General features: G+C 68.2%; 12 protein-coding genes. 6 read left to right on the top strand and 6 right to left on the bottom strand.

Features of this window, described 5'->3' with window-relative positions; genetic code table 11:
• Positions 1 to 22 precede the first annotated feature (22 nt).
• Complete coding sequence (locus IAE24_RS17750) at positions 23 to 514, bottom strand: Lrp/AsnC family transcriptional regulator (RefSeq protein ID WP_016449824.1); 492 nt, start codon at positions 512 to 514, stop codon at positions 23 to 25.
• A 143-nt stretch (positions 515 to 657) separates the two neighbouring features.
• Here IAE24_RS17750 and IAE24_RS17745 point away from each other — a divergent pair, with 143 nt between their 5' ends.
• Positions 658 to 2,103, top strand: coding sequence for an L-lactate permease (locus tag IAE24_RS17745; protein ID WP_199961284.1), 1,446 nt, complete (start codon positions 658 to 660; stop codon positions 2,101 to 2,103).
• A gap of 68 nt (positions 2,104 to 2,171) precedes the next feature.
• Here the strand turns inward: IAE24_RS17745 and IAE24_RS17740 are convergent, their stop codons facing one another.
• Together IAE24_RS17740 and dkgB are read right to left on the bottom strand one after the other, a co-directional pair.
• Positions 2,172 to 3,851: a long-chain-fatty-acid--CoA ligase gene (locus IAE24_RS17740; RefSeq protein ID WP_065346872.1), complete on the bottom strand. Its 1,680-nt coding sequence runs from the start codon at positions 3,849 to 3,851 to the stop codon at positions 2,172 to 2,174.
• Between the two features lie 158 nt (positions 3,852 to 4,009).
• A complete protein-coding gene (gene dkgB, locus IAE24_RS17735) occupies positions 4,010 to 4,831 on the bottom strand; it encodes a 2,5-didehydrogluconate reductase DkgB (protein WP_141830770.1) in 822 nt (273 codons plus the stop codon).
• Positions 4,832 to 4,972: 141 nt separating this feature from the next.
• Between dkgB and IAE24_RS17730 the strand changes: the two genes are divergently transcribed.
• The 3 genes from IAE24_RS17730 to IAE24_RS17720 all read left to right on the top strand — a co-directional run bounded on the left by IAE24_RS17730 (position 4,973) and on the right by IAE24_RS17720 (position 8,224).
• The gene (locus tag IAE24_RS17730; RefSeq protein WP_199961283.1) at positions 4,973 to 5,860 is read left to right on the top strand and encodes a LysR family transcriptional regulator; all 888 of its coding nucleotides are present in this window, start codon (positions 4,973 to 4,975) and stop codon (positions 5,858 to 5,860) included.
• Positions 5,861 to 5,999: 139 nt separating this feature from the next.
• Positions 6,000 to 7,253, top strand: coding sequence for a M20 aminoacylase family protein (locus IAE24_RS17725; RefSeq protein WP_199961282.1), 1,254 nt, complete (start codon positions 6,000 to 6,002; stop codon positions 7,251 to 7,253).
• Positions 7,250 to 8,224, top strand: coding sequence for a tripartite tricarboxylate transporter substrate binding protein (locus tag IAE24_RS17720; RefSeq protein WP_199961281.1), 975 nt, complete (start codon positions 7,250 to 7,252; stop codon positions 8,222 to 8,224). The genes IAE24_RS17725 and IAE24_RS17720 overlap by 4 nt, the downstream gene beginning before the upstream one ends.
• Positions 8,225 to 8,236: 12 nt before the next feature.
• Here the strand turns inward: IAE24_RS17720 and IAE24_RS17715 are convergent, their stop codons facing one another.
• From IAE24_RS17715 to tkt, 3 genes are all read right to left on the bottom strand, one after another.
• Positions 8,237 to 8,596 carry a tRNA-binding protein gene (locus IAE24_RS17715; RefSeq protein ID WP_026062619.1) on the bottom strand — a complete coding sequence of 120 codons (360 nt, stop codon included), beginning with the start codon at positions 8,594 to 8,596 and terminating at the stop codon, positions 8,237 to 8,239.
• 151 nt (positions 8,597 to 8,747) lie between these two features.
• Positions 8,748 to 9,749, bottom strand: a complete 1,002-nt coding sequence (gene gap / locus IAE24_RS17710; protein WP_012202871.1) for a type I glyceraldehyde-3-phosphate dehydrogenase — start codon at positions 9,747 to 9,749, stop codon at positions 8,748 to 8,750.
• A gap of 109 nt (positions 9,750 to 9,858) precedes the next feature.
• Positions 9,859 to 11,904: a transketolase gene (tkt, locus tag IAE24_RS17705; RefSeq protein ID WP_012202870.1), complete on the bottom strand. Its 2,046-nt coding sequence runs from the start codon at positions 11,902 to 11,904 to the stop codon at positions 9,859 to 9,861.
• A 117-nt stretch (positions 11,905 to 12,021) separates the two neighbouring features.
• On the opposite strand from tkt, the gene IAE24_RS17700 reads away from it, so the two are divergent.
• Together IAE24_RS17700 and IAE24_RS17695 are read left to right on the top strand one after the other, a co-directional pair.
• Positions 12,022 to 12,807, top strand: coding sequence for a nucleotidyltransferase family protein (locus tag IAE24_RS17700; RefSeq protein ID WP_199961280.1), 786 nt, complete (start codon positions 12,022 to 12,024; stop codon positions 12,805 to 12,807).
• A 132-nt stretch (positions 12,808 to 12,939) separates the two neighbouring features.
• Complete coding sequence (locus IAE24_RS17695) at positions 12,940 to 13,776, top strand: sulfite exporter TauE/SafE family protein (protein ID WP_199961279.1); 837 nt, start codon at positions 12,940 to 12,942, stop codon at positions 13,774 to 13,776.
• The last annotated feature ends 39 nt before the right edge of the window (positions 13,777 to 13,815 follow it).

Here is a 13,815-nt window from a genome sequence, read left to right as displayed (position 1 = left end):
TCAAGATTGCGCCAAAGAGCCTTCACTCGCAGGGAATTTCCAGCCCGACCTTCACGCGGTCCAGCGCCACGATGGTCTTGAACCATTTGACGTTGGGGTTCTCGGCGAACAGGCGCCGCGCCAGGGCCTCGTACTCCTGCATGGTGGCCACGGTGAGGACGAGCACGAAGTCCACCTCGCCCGTGACGTAGTAGCACTGCTGGACCTCGGGCACGGCGAAGTGCGACTTCATGGCGTTGAGCGCGTCGATGCTGGTGCGCTCGGTCATGACCTCCACGATGATGGTGATGGGCCGGCCCACGCGCGTGGGGTCCACGGTGGCGGCCTGGCCGGTGATCACGCCTTCGGCCTGCATGCGCTTGAGGCGGCGCTGCACGGCGGCCGTGGACAGGTTGACCTGCTCGGCCAGCAGGCGCAGCGGCACCGTGCTGTCGCGCTGGACGATGGCCAGGATGGCGCGGTCGAAGCCGTCCAGGTCGGCCAGGTGAGCAGGGTGGGCGGTGTGCTTGGTCATGGGAAGCGAGGACTTTTGAAGGGTGAGAAATTTTCTCGCAAACACCCCCAATTCAGAGACCAAAAAACAGGTGCCGCGAAATAGTATTTCGTCGTTTTCCGCATCCAACGCATGCGGACCTGCCTGCCGAGAAAGCCCATCCCATGGCCACCCTGCTCCACCTCTCTCCCGTGTTTCTTGTGATGTCCATGCTCATGGTTTTGCGCCGCCCGCCTGTGCAGGCGGCCATGGCCGGGGCGGCGCTGGTCGCCATGCTGTGGCTGGTCGATGCCTGGATGGCGACGGGCACCGCCGCTTCCGGCGCCGCCCTGGCCGCAGCGCGCGACACGGGCGTGCTGTTCCTGAGCACGGCCTTCGTGATCGTGCCGGGCCTGGGCTTTGTGATCCTCATCGAACGCATGGGCGTGAACCAGGCGCTGAGCCAGTGGGTGCGCTCGCTGGGCCTGGGGCCGGCCGATCAGGTGGTGTTCATCGTGCTGGGCCTGGCGCCGCTGCTGGAGGCGATGACGGGCTTTGGCGTGTCGCTGATCGCCACCGTGCCGCTGCTGCTGAGCCTGTTCGAGCGGCGCGCCGCGCTGCGCATGGCGCTGGCGGGCATGGCCATCATGCCCTGGGGCACGCTGGGCCTGGCCACGGTGATCGGTGCCTCGCTGGCCCATGTGGACGCGGCCGCGCTGGCCGCTGTGTCCTCGCTGACCAGCGCGCCGGTGTTCCTGGTGCTGGGCGCTCTGTCCCTGCAGCTGGCAGGCGAGCGCGGTGCGCGGGCCTGGCTGCTGCTGGGCGGCTTTGGCCTGCTGTTCGTGGGCGTGCTGCATGGCATCAGCCGCTGGCTGGGCCCCGAGGTGGCGGGCGTGGGCGCAGGCTTTGCAGTGGCGCTGGGCATGCTGGTGCGCGCCCTGCTTAAGCGCGGCCGTGCCCAGGCGGCACCCGGCTGGCCGCGACAGGCCTGGCCGTATCTGGCGCTCGCCCTTGCCATCGTGCTGCTCAAGCTGCTGGCACTGGCCACGCAGTGGGACCAGCGCTGGATCGTGCAGGGCGCCCAGGTGGCCTGGAAGCCGCTGGCCTCCCCGGGCGTGGCGCTGACCCTGGTGCTGGCCCTGCTGCTGGCGCGCGGGGCCGGCCGTGGCGTTGCCCTGGCTGGTGCTCTGGCCGCCCGCGCCAAGCGCCCGCTGCTGACCATCTTCTTCTTTCTGGCCATGTCCCAGATGATGGTCAAGGCTGGTTTCCTGTCCGGCCTGGTGCAGCTGCTGGCCGAGCTGGCGCCCGCTGCCCTGGTGCCCATCGTGGCCGCCTTCGGCGCACTGGCGGGCTACATGACGGGCTCCAATGTGGGCGGCAACGCGATCTTCATGCCCGCCATCGCCCTGCTGCCCGAGTCCTCGCGCCTGCTGCTGGCCGCCGTGCACAACAGCGCCGCCGGGCATGCGGCGCTGGGCTCCCTGTCCATCGTGATGCTGGTGCTGGGCCTGGCACGGACCACCGCGCAGGAAGAGGGCGAGCTGGTGCGCTTCGGCTTTGCGCTGGCCTGCCTCAATGCGGCGGCCGTGGCGCTGGCGGCGCTGGTCCTGGCGGGTCTGGGCGTGTTCTGAAGACGTGTTCCCTCCCAATGAAAAGAGGCGCCGAAGCGCCTCTTTTCAAACACGGCAAGCCGCCCGCGTTACTTGCTGTCGCGCAGCTCCCGGCGCAGGATCTTGCCGACCGGGGTCTTGGGCAGTTCGGTGCGGAACTCGATCACGCGCGGCCGCTTGTAGCCCGTGAGGTTGTCGTGGCAGAAATCGCGCACGGCCTGCTCGGTAAGGCTGTCGTCCCTGCGCACGATGACCAGCTTGACGGCCTCGCCGGTCTTCTCGTCGGGCACGCCGACCACAGCGCATTCGAGCACGCCGGGGCAGTTGGAGACCACGTCCTCCACTTCGTTGGGATAGACGTTGAAGCCGCTGACCAGGACCATGTCCTTCTTGCGGTCCACGATCTTGAAGTAGCCGCGCTCGTCCATGGTGCCGATGTCGCCGGTGCGAAAGTAGCCGTCGGCGGTGAAGACCTTGGCGGTTTCGTCGGGGCGCTGCCAGTAGGCGGCCATGACCTGCGGGCCCTTGATGGCGACCTCGCCACGCTCGCCGATGGTGGTCACGTCGTTTCCTTCGTCATCGACGAGCTTCATCCAGGTGCTGGGCAGGGGCACGCCGATGGTGCCCGAGAACTCGGTGGAGTTGACCGGGTTGCAGCTGACCGAGGGACTGGTCTCCGACAGGCCGTAGCCCTCGCAGATGGGGCAGCCGGTCTTTTGCAGCCACAGCTGGGCCACGGCACTTTGCACCGCCATGCCGCCGCCGACCGAGACCTTCAGGTGCGACCAGTCCACGGTGTTGAAGTCCGGGTGGTTGGCCAGGCCGTTGAACAGCGTGCTCACGGCCGGGAAGCTGTGAAAGCGCTGCGTGGACAGTTCCTTGAGCGTGGCCTTGAGGTCGCGCGGATTGGGAATCAGGATGGTTTTGCCGCCCGTGCGCATGGACAGCATCATGTTCACCGTGAAGGCGAAGATGTGGTACAGCGGCAGCGCGCAGATGCTGGTGGGCTGCTCGCCGGCCGGCACCTTGCCCATGGCGGGCTGGTTCCAGGCCTCGGACTGCAGCACGTTGGCGATGATGTTGCTGTGCAGCAGGACCGCGCCCTTGCTCACGCCCGTGGTGCCGCCCGTGTACTGCAGCAGGGCCATGTCGGAGGCCTGCAGCTGCGGCGCCTGGAAGGGCGAGCGCATGCCCTTGGCCAGCGCGTCATTGAAGCGCACTGCACCAGGCAGCGAAAACGGCGGCACCAGCTTCTTGACCTTGCGCACCACGTAATTGACGATGGCGCCCTTGAGCATGCCCAGTTGGTCGCCCATGGTGCACAGCACCATGTGCTGCACGGGCGTGGCGGCCTTGCAGGCCTGCAGCGTGTGGGCGAAGTTCTCGATGATGACGATGGCCTTGGCGCCCGAGTCCTTGAGCTGGTGCTCCAGCTCGCGCGCCGTGTACAGCGGGTTGACGTTGACCACGACGAAGCCCGCACGCAGCACGGCGGCCACGGCCACGGGGTACTGGGGAATGTTGGGCATCATCAGCGCCACGCGGTCGCCGCGGGCCAGGCCCAGGCTCTGCAGATAGGCGGCGAAGGCGCGGCTTTGCGCATCGACCTGCGAGTAGGTCAGCTCCTTGCCCATGAAGGAATAGGCCACGCGATCCGCGTAGCGGCTGAAGGCCTCCTCCATCAGGGCCACCAGCGAGGGGTATTGGGAGGGATCGATGTCGGCGGGCACACCTGCCGGATAGGCACCCAGCCATGGGCGGTCACTCATGCTGCTCGTCTCCTGGTTTCTCGATTGAACGTGCATTCTCATAAAAAGCACGGTCGTTCGATACTGTGATAACCCTAGTACTACCCCTAGGGTCACCATTGCGTTGCTCCAGGTCAAAGCCCACCGGGCCGCGCAGGCCCCCGATCACAGCCCCCCGTTCAATCCCAGGCGGGAGCCAGGCCGTCAGGGCTGACCTGGCGGTCGCCGCGTTCCAGCGCGGCGATGCGCTGCATGTCTTCGGCGCCCAGCACCAGCTGGCAGCTGTCCAGGTTGGCCTGCAGGTGGGCGCGCTGGGTGGACGAGGGAATGACGGCATAGCCCATGGCCATGGCCCAGGCCAGCGCCACCTGGGCGGGCGTGGCGCCGTGGGCGGCGGCGATGTCGGCCAGCACGGGATCGGCCAGCAGCTTGCCGTAGCCCAGCGTCATGTACGAGGTGGTGTGAATGCCCTGCTGGCGTGCGAAGTCGGTGACGGCACGGTTTTGCAGATAGGGGCTCAGTTCGATCTGGTTGGTGGCGATGTTCGCGGCGCCCACGGCGGCGATGGATTGCTGCAGCAGCGCGATGTTGAAGTTGGACACGCCGATGTGGCGCGTCAGCCCCTGCTCCCTGGCGCGCATGAGCGCGCCCAGGCTGTCCTCCAGCGGCACGCTGCGCGAGGGCCAGTGGATCAGCGTCAGCTCCACATGGTCGGTGCGCAGGGCTTCAAGGCTGCGCTCCAGGCTGGGGATCAGCGCGTCGGCGGACAGGTTCTCGGTCCAGATCTTGGTGGTGAGGAAGAGCTGATCGCGCGGCACGGCGCTGGCGGCGATGGCGGCACCCACATCGGCCTCGTTGCCGTAGATCTGGGCGGTGTCGATGGCGCGGTAGCCCACCTCCAGGGCCTGGCCCACGGAGTGGCGCACCACCTCATCCTTGAGGCGGAAGGTGCCCAGGCCGAACGCGGGCACCACGGAAGCGAGAGAGGCAGTCGATGTCATGCAGGTCTTTCAAAAAAGCAAACAAGGCGCGGAACCACGCCCCGAAGACTGCAGTCTGGCGCGTTCACGCTTGCAGATAAAGCCTGGTATCAGCAGAAAATATTTGACGCTGCAGCAACAATTGCGCCAAGCTGGCGCCCCATGAAAACCACCCTGGACGAGTTGCAGGCCTTTCGCGCCGTGATCGACTGCGGCAGCATCACGGCGGCGGCCGAGCAGTTGGGACAGACCACCTCGGGCATCAGCCGCAGCCTGTCGCGCCTGGAGAAAAAGCTGGCCACCACACTGGTGCGGCGCACCACGCGCAGCCTGGAACTGACCGAGGAAGGCGAGCGCTTCCTGGCCCGCGCGCGCGAGGTGCTGCAGGCCCTGGACGCGGCCGAGGAGGAACTGGCCGCGCGGCGCCAGGCGCCGGCCGGGCTGCTGCGCGTCAACGCGGCCTCGCCCTTCATGCTGCATGCCATCGTGCCGCTGGTCGGCGAGTTCCGCGCGCTCTATCCGCTGATCACGCTGGAGCTGAACACCGATGACCTGCACATCGACCTGCTGGCCCAGCGCACCGACATCGCCATCCGCATCGGCGAGCTGCGCGACTCCACGCTGCATGCTCGGCTGCTGTGCCACAGCGTGCTGCGCGTGCTGGCCAGCCCCGCCTACCTGCAGGCCCATGGCCCCGTGGCGAGCGTGGCTGCGCTGGCGCGCCACCAGCGCATTGGCAACAGCCAGGTGCCCGGCCTGAACCACTGGCCGCTGCGCACGCCCGAGGGCGGCGACCGCTGGGATGCCGCGCCCCAGCTTACGGCCTCCAGCGGCGAGACCATGCGCCAGCTGGCCCTGGCCGGCCAGGGCGTGGTCTGCCTGGCCGACTTCATGACCGTGCGCGATCGCGCCCAGGGCGAGCTGGTGCAGGTGCTGGCGCGCGAGACCGTGCAGCAGCGCCAGCCCATCCACGCCGTCTACTACCGCAACACGGCGCTGGCCGCGCGCATCACGGCCTTCCTGGACTTTCTCGCGCAGCGCATGGCGTAGTCCTGAGGGCCCTGTGACGTCCGCCTGAACGGCTTGATCGGCCCGTTCGGCTTGTGCATGCAGGGCGCATGCATATGCGTTTTGCTTCGTTGCCACAGGGCTGGCGGTTTTACAGAATCCGGGATTCGCCGCAGCAGGCATGGGCCGGCTGCGGCCGGAGACCGCCTTGCCCCACCTGATCGAAAGCTTTGCCGACATGGCGCCCTTCGTGGCCCTGCGGCGCGACCTGCATGCCCACCCCGAGCTGGGCTTCGAGGAACACCGCACCTCGGCCATCGTGGCCGAACGCCTGGCCTCCTGGGGCGTGGAGGTGCACACCGGCCTGGCCGGCACGGGCGTGGTGGGCGTGGTGCACGGCAGGCATACGGACGCACGCCACGGCACGCGCACCATCGGCCTGCGCGCCGACCTGGATGCGCTGCCGCTGCAGGAAGAAAACCGGTTTGCCCACCGCTCGCAGCACGCAGGCCGCATGCATGCCTGCGGCCATGACGGCCACACCACCATGCTGCTGGCCGCGGCCTGGCATCTGGCGCGCACGCGCGACTTCGCGGGCACGGTGCACCTGATCTTTCAGCCCGCCGAAGAGATGGGCAAGGCCGGCGCACGCAGGATGATCGACGAAGGCCTGTTCGAGCGCTTCCCCTGCGATGCGGTCTTCGCCCTGCACAACTTCGCGCTGGACCGCGTGGGCAGCTTCGCGCTCAACCCGGGCGCGCTCATGGCCTCCAGCAACACCTTCCGCATCGTGCTGCATGGGCAGGGCACGCATGCCTCGCTGCCGCACACGGGCATCGATCCGGTGGCCGCCACCATTGACCTGGCCCAGCAGCTGCAGACCCTGGTCGCGCGCCATGTGGATTCGCGCGAACGCGCGCTGCTGGCGGTGACGCAGATCCAGGGCTCGGACGCGCCCAACGTGATTCCCGACAGCGCCTGGGTGGGCGGCACGGTGCGCACCTTCTCCGTGGCGGCGCTGGACATCCTCGAAGCCGCCTTGCGCCGCCAGGCCGAGCACACGGCCCTGGCCCATGGCTGCAGGGCCGAGATCCATTTCCGGCGCGCCTCGCCGCCCCTGGTCAACCACGCGGCCGAGGCCGCCTTCGCCGCCGCCGTGATGCGCGAGATCGCGGGCGACGACGCCGTGGACACGCAGTTCCCCGGCGTGCTGGCGGCCGAGGACTTCGCCCACATGCTGCAGGCGCGGCCCGGCTGCTACGCCTTCATCGGCAACGGTCAGGGCGATCACCGACTGCCCGGCCATGGCGACGGCCCCTGCCTGATCCACAACCGCTCCTACGACTTCAACGACGACATCCTTGCCATCGGCGCCAGCTACTTCGTGCGGCTGGTGGAGCGGTGGCTTGCCGTCACCCAGGAAACTTCCCCATGAAAACCTCTCATCCTTCTCCCGTCACCCGCCGCGTTCTGCTGGCAGCAGCCCTGGCCTTGGGACTGGCACCGGCCGTGCATGCCGAACGCGTGATCCGCATCGTCGTGCCCTTCGGCGCAGGCGCCACGCAGGACACGGTGGCACGCACCTTCAGCAATGAACTGGGCCAGGCCCTGGGCGCCACCGTGGTGGTGGAAAACCGGGCGGGCGCGGGTGGCAGCGTGGGCACGGCCCAGGTGGCCAAGTCCGCGCCGGACGGCAACACCCTGGTGCTGGCTGCGGCCAGCCACAACCTGGCCGGCCATCTGTACGCGAAGCTGCCCTATGACCCGCTCAAGGACTTCGTGGGCGTGTCCTTCCTGGGCCGCACGGGCTATGTGGTGGGCGTGCCGGCCGCATCGGGCGTGCAGACCCTGGGCGAGCTGCTGCAGCGCGCCAGGGCCCAGCCCGGCCAGCTCAACTATGCGTCGGCCGGCAATGGCAGCGCCTCGCACCTGGCCTCGGCCTCGCTGGCCGCGCAGGCGGGCATCAAGCTGCAGCACATCCCCATGAAATCCACGGGCGACGCCACGACCGAACTGCTGGCCGGCCGCGTGCAGCTGGTCACGGGCGCCACCATCGGCATGCTGGCCTTCCAGAAGGATCCACGCGTGAAGCTGCTGGCCTACTCGGGCCAGCAACGCTCGCGCTTCCTGCCCGAGCTGCCCACGGTGGCCGAGTCCGGCGTGCCCGGCTATGCCTTCGACTCCTGGCTGGGCCTGCTGGCACCGGCCGGCACGCCGCCCGCCGAAGTGGAGCGCATCAACACCGCCGTGCGCAAGGTGCTGGCCGAGCCCGCGGTGCAGGAGCGCCTGGCCCGCGTGGGCGTGGAAGCCGCCACCCTGCCGGCCGCCGAATTCCAGCGCCTGCTCAAGGACGACTGGGAAGCGTCCGAGCGCATCGTCAAGGCGGCCGACGTGCGCATCGAATAGTCACCCAGGCCGTCACAGCAGCTTGGTGCCCAGCGGCACCTCGCGGTCGGGCACGCACAGCGCGACCTCGCCGTTCTCGTTGTGGAATCCCGTGACCAGGCATTCCGAGCGCATGGGACCGATCTGCTTGCTGGGAAAGTTCAGCACGGCCACCACCTGGCGGCCTATCAGTTCCTCGGGCCGGTACAGCGCCGTGATCTGGGCGCTGGACTTGCGCAGGCCCAGCTCCGGGCCGAAATCGACCTGCAGCACATAGGCGGGGCGGCGCGCCTCCTTGAACACCTGGGCGTCCACGATGCGGCCCACGCGCAGCTCCACCTTGAGGAAGTCGTCAAAGCCAATCGTTTCGTGCAATGCGGATGAAGTAGTCATGCGGCCATGATGCCGCGCCGCCGGTGCCCGCTTTGTCGAGCAACGCTTGCAGTGCCAGGGCACACTGCCCGCCATGAAAAAGGCCGGCATCGCGTCCGATGCCGGCCTGGTGCGGGGCCCTTGACAGGCCCCGCAGCGGTTCGCGCCAGGATTACTTGGCGGCGACCACGCGCACCATTTCCAGGCACTTGTTCGAGTAGCCCCACTCGTTGTCGTACCAGGACACGACCTTCACGAAGGTCTTGTCCAGGGCGATGCCGGCTTCGGCATCGAACACCGAGGTGCAGGACTCGCCGCGGAAGTCCGTGGCCACGACCTTGTCTTCGGTGTAGCCCAGCACGCCCTTGAGCGCGCCTTGCGACTGGGCCTTCATTTCGGCGCAGATCTCTTCGTAGCTGGCTTCGCTGTTCAGCTCCACCGTCAGGTCCACCACCGACACGTCGGAGGTGGGCACGCGGAAGGACATGCCGGTCAGCTTCTTGTTGAGCTCGGGAATCACCACGCCCACGGCCTTGGCTGCGCCCGTGCTGGAGGGAATGATGTTTTCCAGGATGCCGCGGCCGCCGCGCCAGTCCTTGTTGCTGGGGCCGTCCACGGTCTTTTGCGTGGCGGTGGCAGCGTGCACGGTGGTCATCAGGCCGCGCTTGATGCCCCACTTGTCGTTGAGCACCTTGGCCACGGGAGCCAGGCAGTTGGTGGTGCAGGAGGCGTTGGAGATCACGTCCTGGCCGGCGTAGGTCTTGCAGTTCACGCCGAAGACGAACATCGGGGTGCTGTCCTTGGAAGGCGCGGACATGATGACCTTCTTGGCGCCGGCAGCCAGGTGCTTGCGTGCGGTCTCGTCGGTCAGGAACAGGCCGGTTGCCTCGATCACGATGTCGGCGCCGACTTCGTTCCACTTCAGGTTGGCGGGGTCGCGCTCCTGCGTCAGGCGGATGGTCTTGCCGTTGACGATCAGGTTGGAGCCCTCCACCGAGACCTCGCCCTTGAAACGGCCGTGCACGCTGTCGTACTTGAGCATGTAGGCCAGGTAGTCGGGCTCGAGCAGGTCGTTGATGCCCACGACTTCGATGTCGCTGAAGTTCTGCACGGCAGCGCGGAACACCATGCGGCCGATGCGGCCGAAGCCGTTGATACCGATCTTGATCGTCATATTTGCCTCTTGGATTGACGGATTGCGAAAAACGGAAAAACTGAAACGGTGAGGGCCAGGCCGGGCCTGGCGGGCGGCAAAAAGGGGCCACAGGCCCCTTCTCGCAGCTTTACTTGCCGGCGCGCTGCAGCGCAGCCTGCACGGTGTCGGCCACGTTCTCGGCCGTGAAGCCGAAGTGCTTGAACAGCACGGGCGCGGGGGCCGATTCGCCGTAGGTGTCGATGCCGACGACGGCGGCGCAGCCGTACTTCCACCAGAAGTCGGTCACGCCCATTTCCACGGCGATGCGCGGCAGGTTGGCCGGCAGCACCTGGCTCTTGTACTTGGCGTCCTGCTTGTCGAAGGTGGTGGTGCTGGGCATGGAGACCACGCGCACGGCGACCTTGCGCTCGGCCAGCAGCTTCTGGGCTGCCAGGGCCAGTTGCACTTCGGAGCCGGTGGCGATGATGACGGCCTGGGCCTTCTTGTTCAGGCCGACGGCCTTGGGCTCGGACAGCACGTAGGCGCCGCAGGCGATGTCGTCCAGCGCGTCTTCGGTCTTGGCTGCGTAGGCCAGGTTCTGGCGCGACAGCAGCAGGGCCGTGGGCTTGTTCTTCTGGCTCAGGGCCACGGTCCAGGCGACGGCGGTTTCCGTGGTGTCTGCAGGGCGCCAGACATCCAGGCCCGGGATCAGGCGCAGCGAGGCGGCGTGCTCGATGGACTGGTGGGTGGGGCCGTCTTCGCCCAGGCCGATGGAGTCGTGCGTGAAGACGTGGACCACGCGCTGCTTCATCAGCGCGGCCATGCGGATGGCGTTGCGGCTGTAGTCGCTGAAGGTCAGGAAGGTGCCTGCGTAGGGGATGTAGCCGCCATGCAGGGCGATGCCGTTCATGATGGCGGCCATGCCGAACTCGCGCACACCGTAGTTGATGTGGCGGCCGATCTTGCCGTCTTCGGTCAGGACCACGGCACCCTTGTCGTCCACGCGCAGCGAAGGCGTGCTCTTGGTGTTGGTCAGGTTGGAGCCGGTCAGGTCGGCCGAGCCGCCCAGCAGTTCGGGCAGGGCTGCGGTCAGGCCTTCCAGGGCCAGCTGGCTGGCCTTGCGGCTGGCCACGGTGGCGCCTGCGTCATGCGCGTCGGAGGCGATCTGCGCGGCGATCTCGCCGAAGTTGGCAGGCAGGTCGCCGGCCATGCGGCGCGTGAAGTCGGCAGCCAGTTCGGGGAAGGCCTTGGCGTAGGCGGCGAACTTCTTGTTCCAGGCCGCTTCGGCCTTGGCGCCGGCGGCCTTGGCATCCCAGTCGCCGTAGACGCTGGCGGGGATGTCGAAGGGGCCGTGCTCCCAGCCCAGGGCCGCGCGGGTCAGCGCGATTTCCTCGGCGCCCAGGGGCTCGCCGTGGGCCTTGGCCGTGTCCTGGCGGTTGGGCGAGCCCTTGCCGATGCTGGTCTTGCAGCAGATCAGCGTGGGCTTGGAGCTGTTCTTCTTGGCAGCGGCGATGGCGGCATCGAGGGCCTGGACGTTGTGGCCGTCCACGTCGCGGATCACGTTCCAGCCATAGGCTTCGAAGCGGGCGGGCGTGTTGTCGATGAACCAGGGGGCGACCTTGCCGTCGATGGAGATGCCGTTGTCGTCGTACAGCGCCACCAGCTTGCCCAGCTTCCAGGCGCCGGCCAGGGCCGCGGCCTCGTGGCTGATGCCTTCCATCAGGCAGCCGTCACCCAGGAACACGTAGGTGTGGTGGTCGACGATGGCGTGGCCGGGACGGTTGAATTCGGCAGCCAGCAGCTTTTCTGCCAGCGCGAAGCCCACGGCATTGGTGATGCCCTGGCCCAGCGGGCCGGTGGTGGTTTCCACGCCGGGGGTGATGCCCACTTCGGGGTGGCCGGCCGTCTTGCTGTGCAGCTGGCGGAAGTTCTTGAGCTCGTCGATCGGCAGCGCGTAGCCCGTGAGGTGCAGCAGCGCGTAGATCAGCATGGAGCCGTGGCCGTTGGACAGGATGAAGCGGTCACGGTCAGCCCATTGCGGGTTGACGGGGTTGTGCTTGAGGTGACGGCTCCACAGTGCCACGGCCATGTCGGCCATGCCCATGGGGGCGCCGGGGTGGCCGGAGTTGGCTTGTTGAACGGCATCCATTGCGAGTGCGCGGATCGCATTCGCCATTTGTTGAGTGTTGGCCATCAGGGCGCTCCGTGAAGGAGGGGGTAATCAGAATAAGCCGGCCATTTTAAAGGACTGGGGTTTTCGGCTCCCGGGCGCGGGGCAATGGCCGCTGGCAATGGTCTACAGTTGCCCTCCATGACCGCCCAGCCCATCCCGCCGTTCCCCGCCGCCAAGGCGCTTTCCCTCACCGAACAGCCGCCTGCCATGCTGCTGGCCGCAGGCCGTGGCGAGCGCATGCGGCCGCTGACCGACACCACACCCAAGCCCCTGCTGCAGGTGCAGGGCCAGCCGCTGCTGCAGCACCACATGCAGGCGCTGGCCCGGGCGGGCGTGCGCCGCGCGGTGGTCAACACGGGCTGGCTGGGCGCGCAGATTCCGGCGCGATTCGGCCCCCAATTCGTGCCTGACAACGGGGGCGAGCCGCTGCAACTGGCCTATTCCCCCGAGCCCGAGCAGGCGCTGGAGACCGCCGGCGGCATTGCGCGCGCGCTGCCGCTGCTGGGCGATGTGTTCTGGCTGGCGGCCGGCGATGTCTACGCGCCCGACTTCGATTTTCCGTTCGAGGCCGCCCGGGAATTCGCGGCCAGCGGCCGCCTGGCCCATCTGTGGCTGGTGCCCAACCCCGAGCACCACCCGCGTGGCGACTTCGGCGTGGACGAACTGGGCCTGGCCTGCGACTGGCCCGAGGGCGATGCCCGCCCGCGCCAGACCTACGGCACCATTGCGCTGCTGCGCGCCGAGCTATTTGCCGCGCCCTGGTGCGACATCCCGCCCGGCAACCCCGAGGGATGGCGCGTGCCGCTGGTACTGCTGCTGCGCCGCGCCATGGCGGCCGGCCAGGTGGGGGCCAGCCTGTACACGGGCCGCTGGACCGACGTGGGCACGCCCGAGCGGCTGGAACGCCTCAACGCGCCGGGCTGATACACCGCGCGTCGGTGAGTGCGGCCTGGCGATCGGCGGCTTGGCGCCCTGCCCCCTGCACCTGCAGGCAGCGGCTCGCGCTTCGTGATAGCGTCGCCGGTTCGGCGCAGCGGCGCGCCAGAAAGCCTTTCGATGAGCGTGATCCAGTATGTGATGTTCCTGGCCCTGGTGGGCCTGGCGACGTTTTGCCAGAACCTGACGGGCTTTGCCTTCGGGCTGATCTTCGTGGGCGTGGCCGGTGCCACGCACCTGATGGGCATTGGCGATGCGGCCAACGTGGCCTGCCTGCTGTCCGTGGTCAACGGCGTGGCCTACCTGCGCGCCCACCGCCAGGTGCCGCAGTGGACGCTGCTCAAGCCCATGCTGATCAGCAGCGTCATCGGCGTGATCAGCGGCGTGCTGCTGCTGCAGTGGCTCAGCGGCAATGCGCTGAGCGGGCTGCGCATGCTGCTGGGCCTGGCCATCGTGGCCTGCGCGCTGTTGCTGTTGCTGCAAAAGCAGGTCAACGCGCAGGTGTCGGGACCGGTGTCGCTGTGGGTGGCCGGTGTGGCATCGGGGGTGCTGGGCGGGCTGTTTGCCACGCCGGGCCCGCCCATGGTCTACCACCTGTACCGCCAGCCGCTGGACCGCCTGGTGGTGCGCCAGTGCCTGTTTGCCATGTTCCTCACCTGCGCGCTGCTGCGCCTGGTGATGGTGGCCTGGGAGGGCGAGATCACCGCCAGCGTGCTGCTGGCGGCGGCCCTGGCCTTTCCCGTGGTGACGGTGGTGACCTGGCTGCACATGCGCCATCCGCCCGCCCTGCCCAAGCGGCTGGTCGAATGGATGGTCTGCCTGCTGCTGGTGCTGTCGGGCACCAGCCTGCTGGTGTCGGGCTGGAACGCCAGCCACCCCCAGCCCGTGGTGCCCGATGACGAGATGGCCATGGCCGTGCCCCAGCGGACCCCGGCTGCAGCCCCCGCGCCGCGCTGACAACAAAAAAGCCCGCCGGGCGGACCGGCGGGCTTTTTT

The organism is Delftia sp. S65 (genome assembly GCF_016516495.1).
GTDB classification, from domain to species: domain Bacteria; phylum Pseudomonadota; class Gammaproteobacteria; order Burkholderiales; family Burkholderiaceae_C; genus Comamonas; species Comamonas acidovorans.
Note: the sequence above shows the minus strand (reverse complement) of the source record. Positions and strands in the feature narration are given on the sequence as shown.

What these genes read in the sequence shown, in the direction of transcription:
- IAE24_RS17730 (WP_199961283.1), top strand. Translation starts at nt 4,973, where the DNA reads ATGAAAACCACCCTGGACGAGTTGCAGGCCTTTCGCGCCGTGATCGAC.
- IAE24_RS17745 (WP_199961284.1), top strand. Translation starts at nt 658, where the DNA reads ATGGCCACCCTGCTCCACCTCTCTCCCGTGTTTCTTGTGATGTCCATG.
- IAE24_RS17695 (WP_199961279.1), top strand. Translation starts at nt 12,940, where the DNA reads ATGAGCGTGATCCAGTATGTGATGTTCCTGGCCCTGGTGGGCCTGGCG.
- IAE24_RS17750 (WP_016449824.1), bottom strand. Translation starts at nt 514, where the DNA reads ATGACCAAGCACACCGCCCACCCTGCTCACCTGGCCGACCTGGACGGC.
- gap (WP_012202871.1), bottom strand. Translation starts at nt 9,749, where the DNA reads ATGACGATCAAGATCGGTATCAACGGCTTCGGCCGCATCGGCCGCATG.
- IAE24_RS17715 (WP_026062619.1), bottom strand. Translation starts at nt 8,596, where the DNA reads ATGACTACTTCATCCGCATTGCACGAAACGATTGGCTTTGACGACTTC.
- IAE24_RS17720 (WP_199961281.1), top strand. Translation starts at nt 7,250, where the DNA reads ATGAAAACCTCTCATCCTTCTCCCGTCACCCGCCGCGTTCTGCTGGCA.
- IAE24_RS17740 (WP_065346872.1), bottom strand. Translation starts at nt 3,851, where the DNA reads ATGAGTGACCGCCCATGGCTGGGTGCCTATCCGGCAGGTGTGCCCGCC.
- tkt (WP_012202870.1), bottom strand. Translation starts at nt 11,904, where the DNA reads ATGGCCAACACTCAACAAATGGCGAATGCGATCCGCGCACTCGCAATG.
- IAE24_RS17700 (WP_199961280.1), top strand. Translation starts at nt 12,022, where the DNA reads ATGACCGCCCAGCCCATCCCGCCGTTCCCCGCCGCCAAGGCGCTTTCC.
- dkgB (WP_141830770.1), bottom strand. Translation starts at nt 4,831, where the DNA reads ATGACATCGACTGCCTCTCTCGCTTCCGTGGTGCCCGCGTTCGGCCTG.
- IAE24_RS17725 (WP_199961282.1), top strand. Translation starts at nt 6,000, where the DNA reads ATGGGCCGGCTGCGGCCGGAGACCGCCTTGCCCCACCTGATCGAAAGC.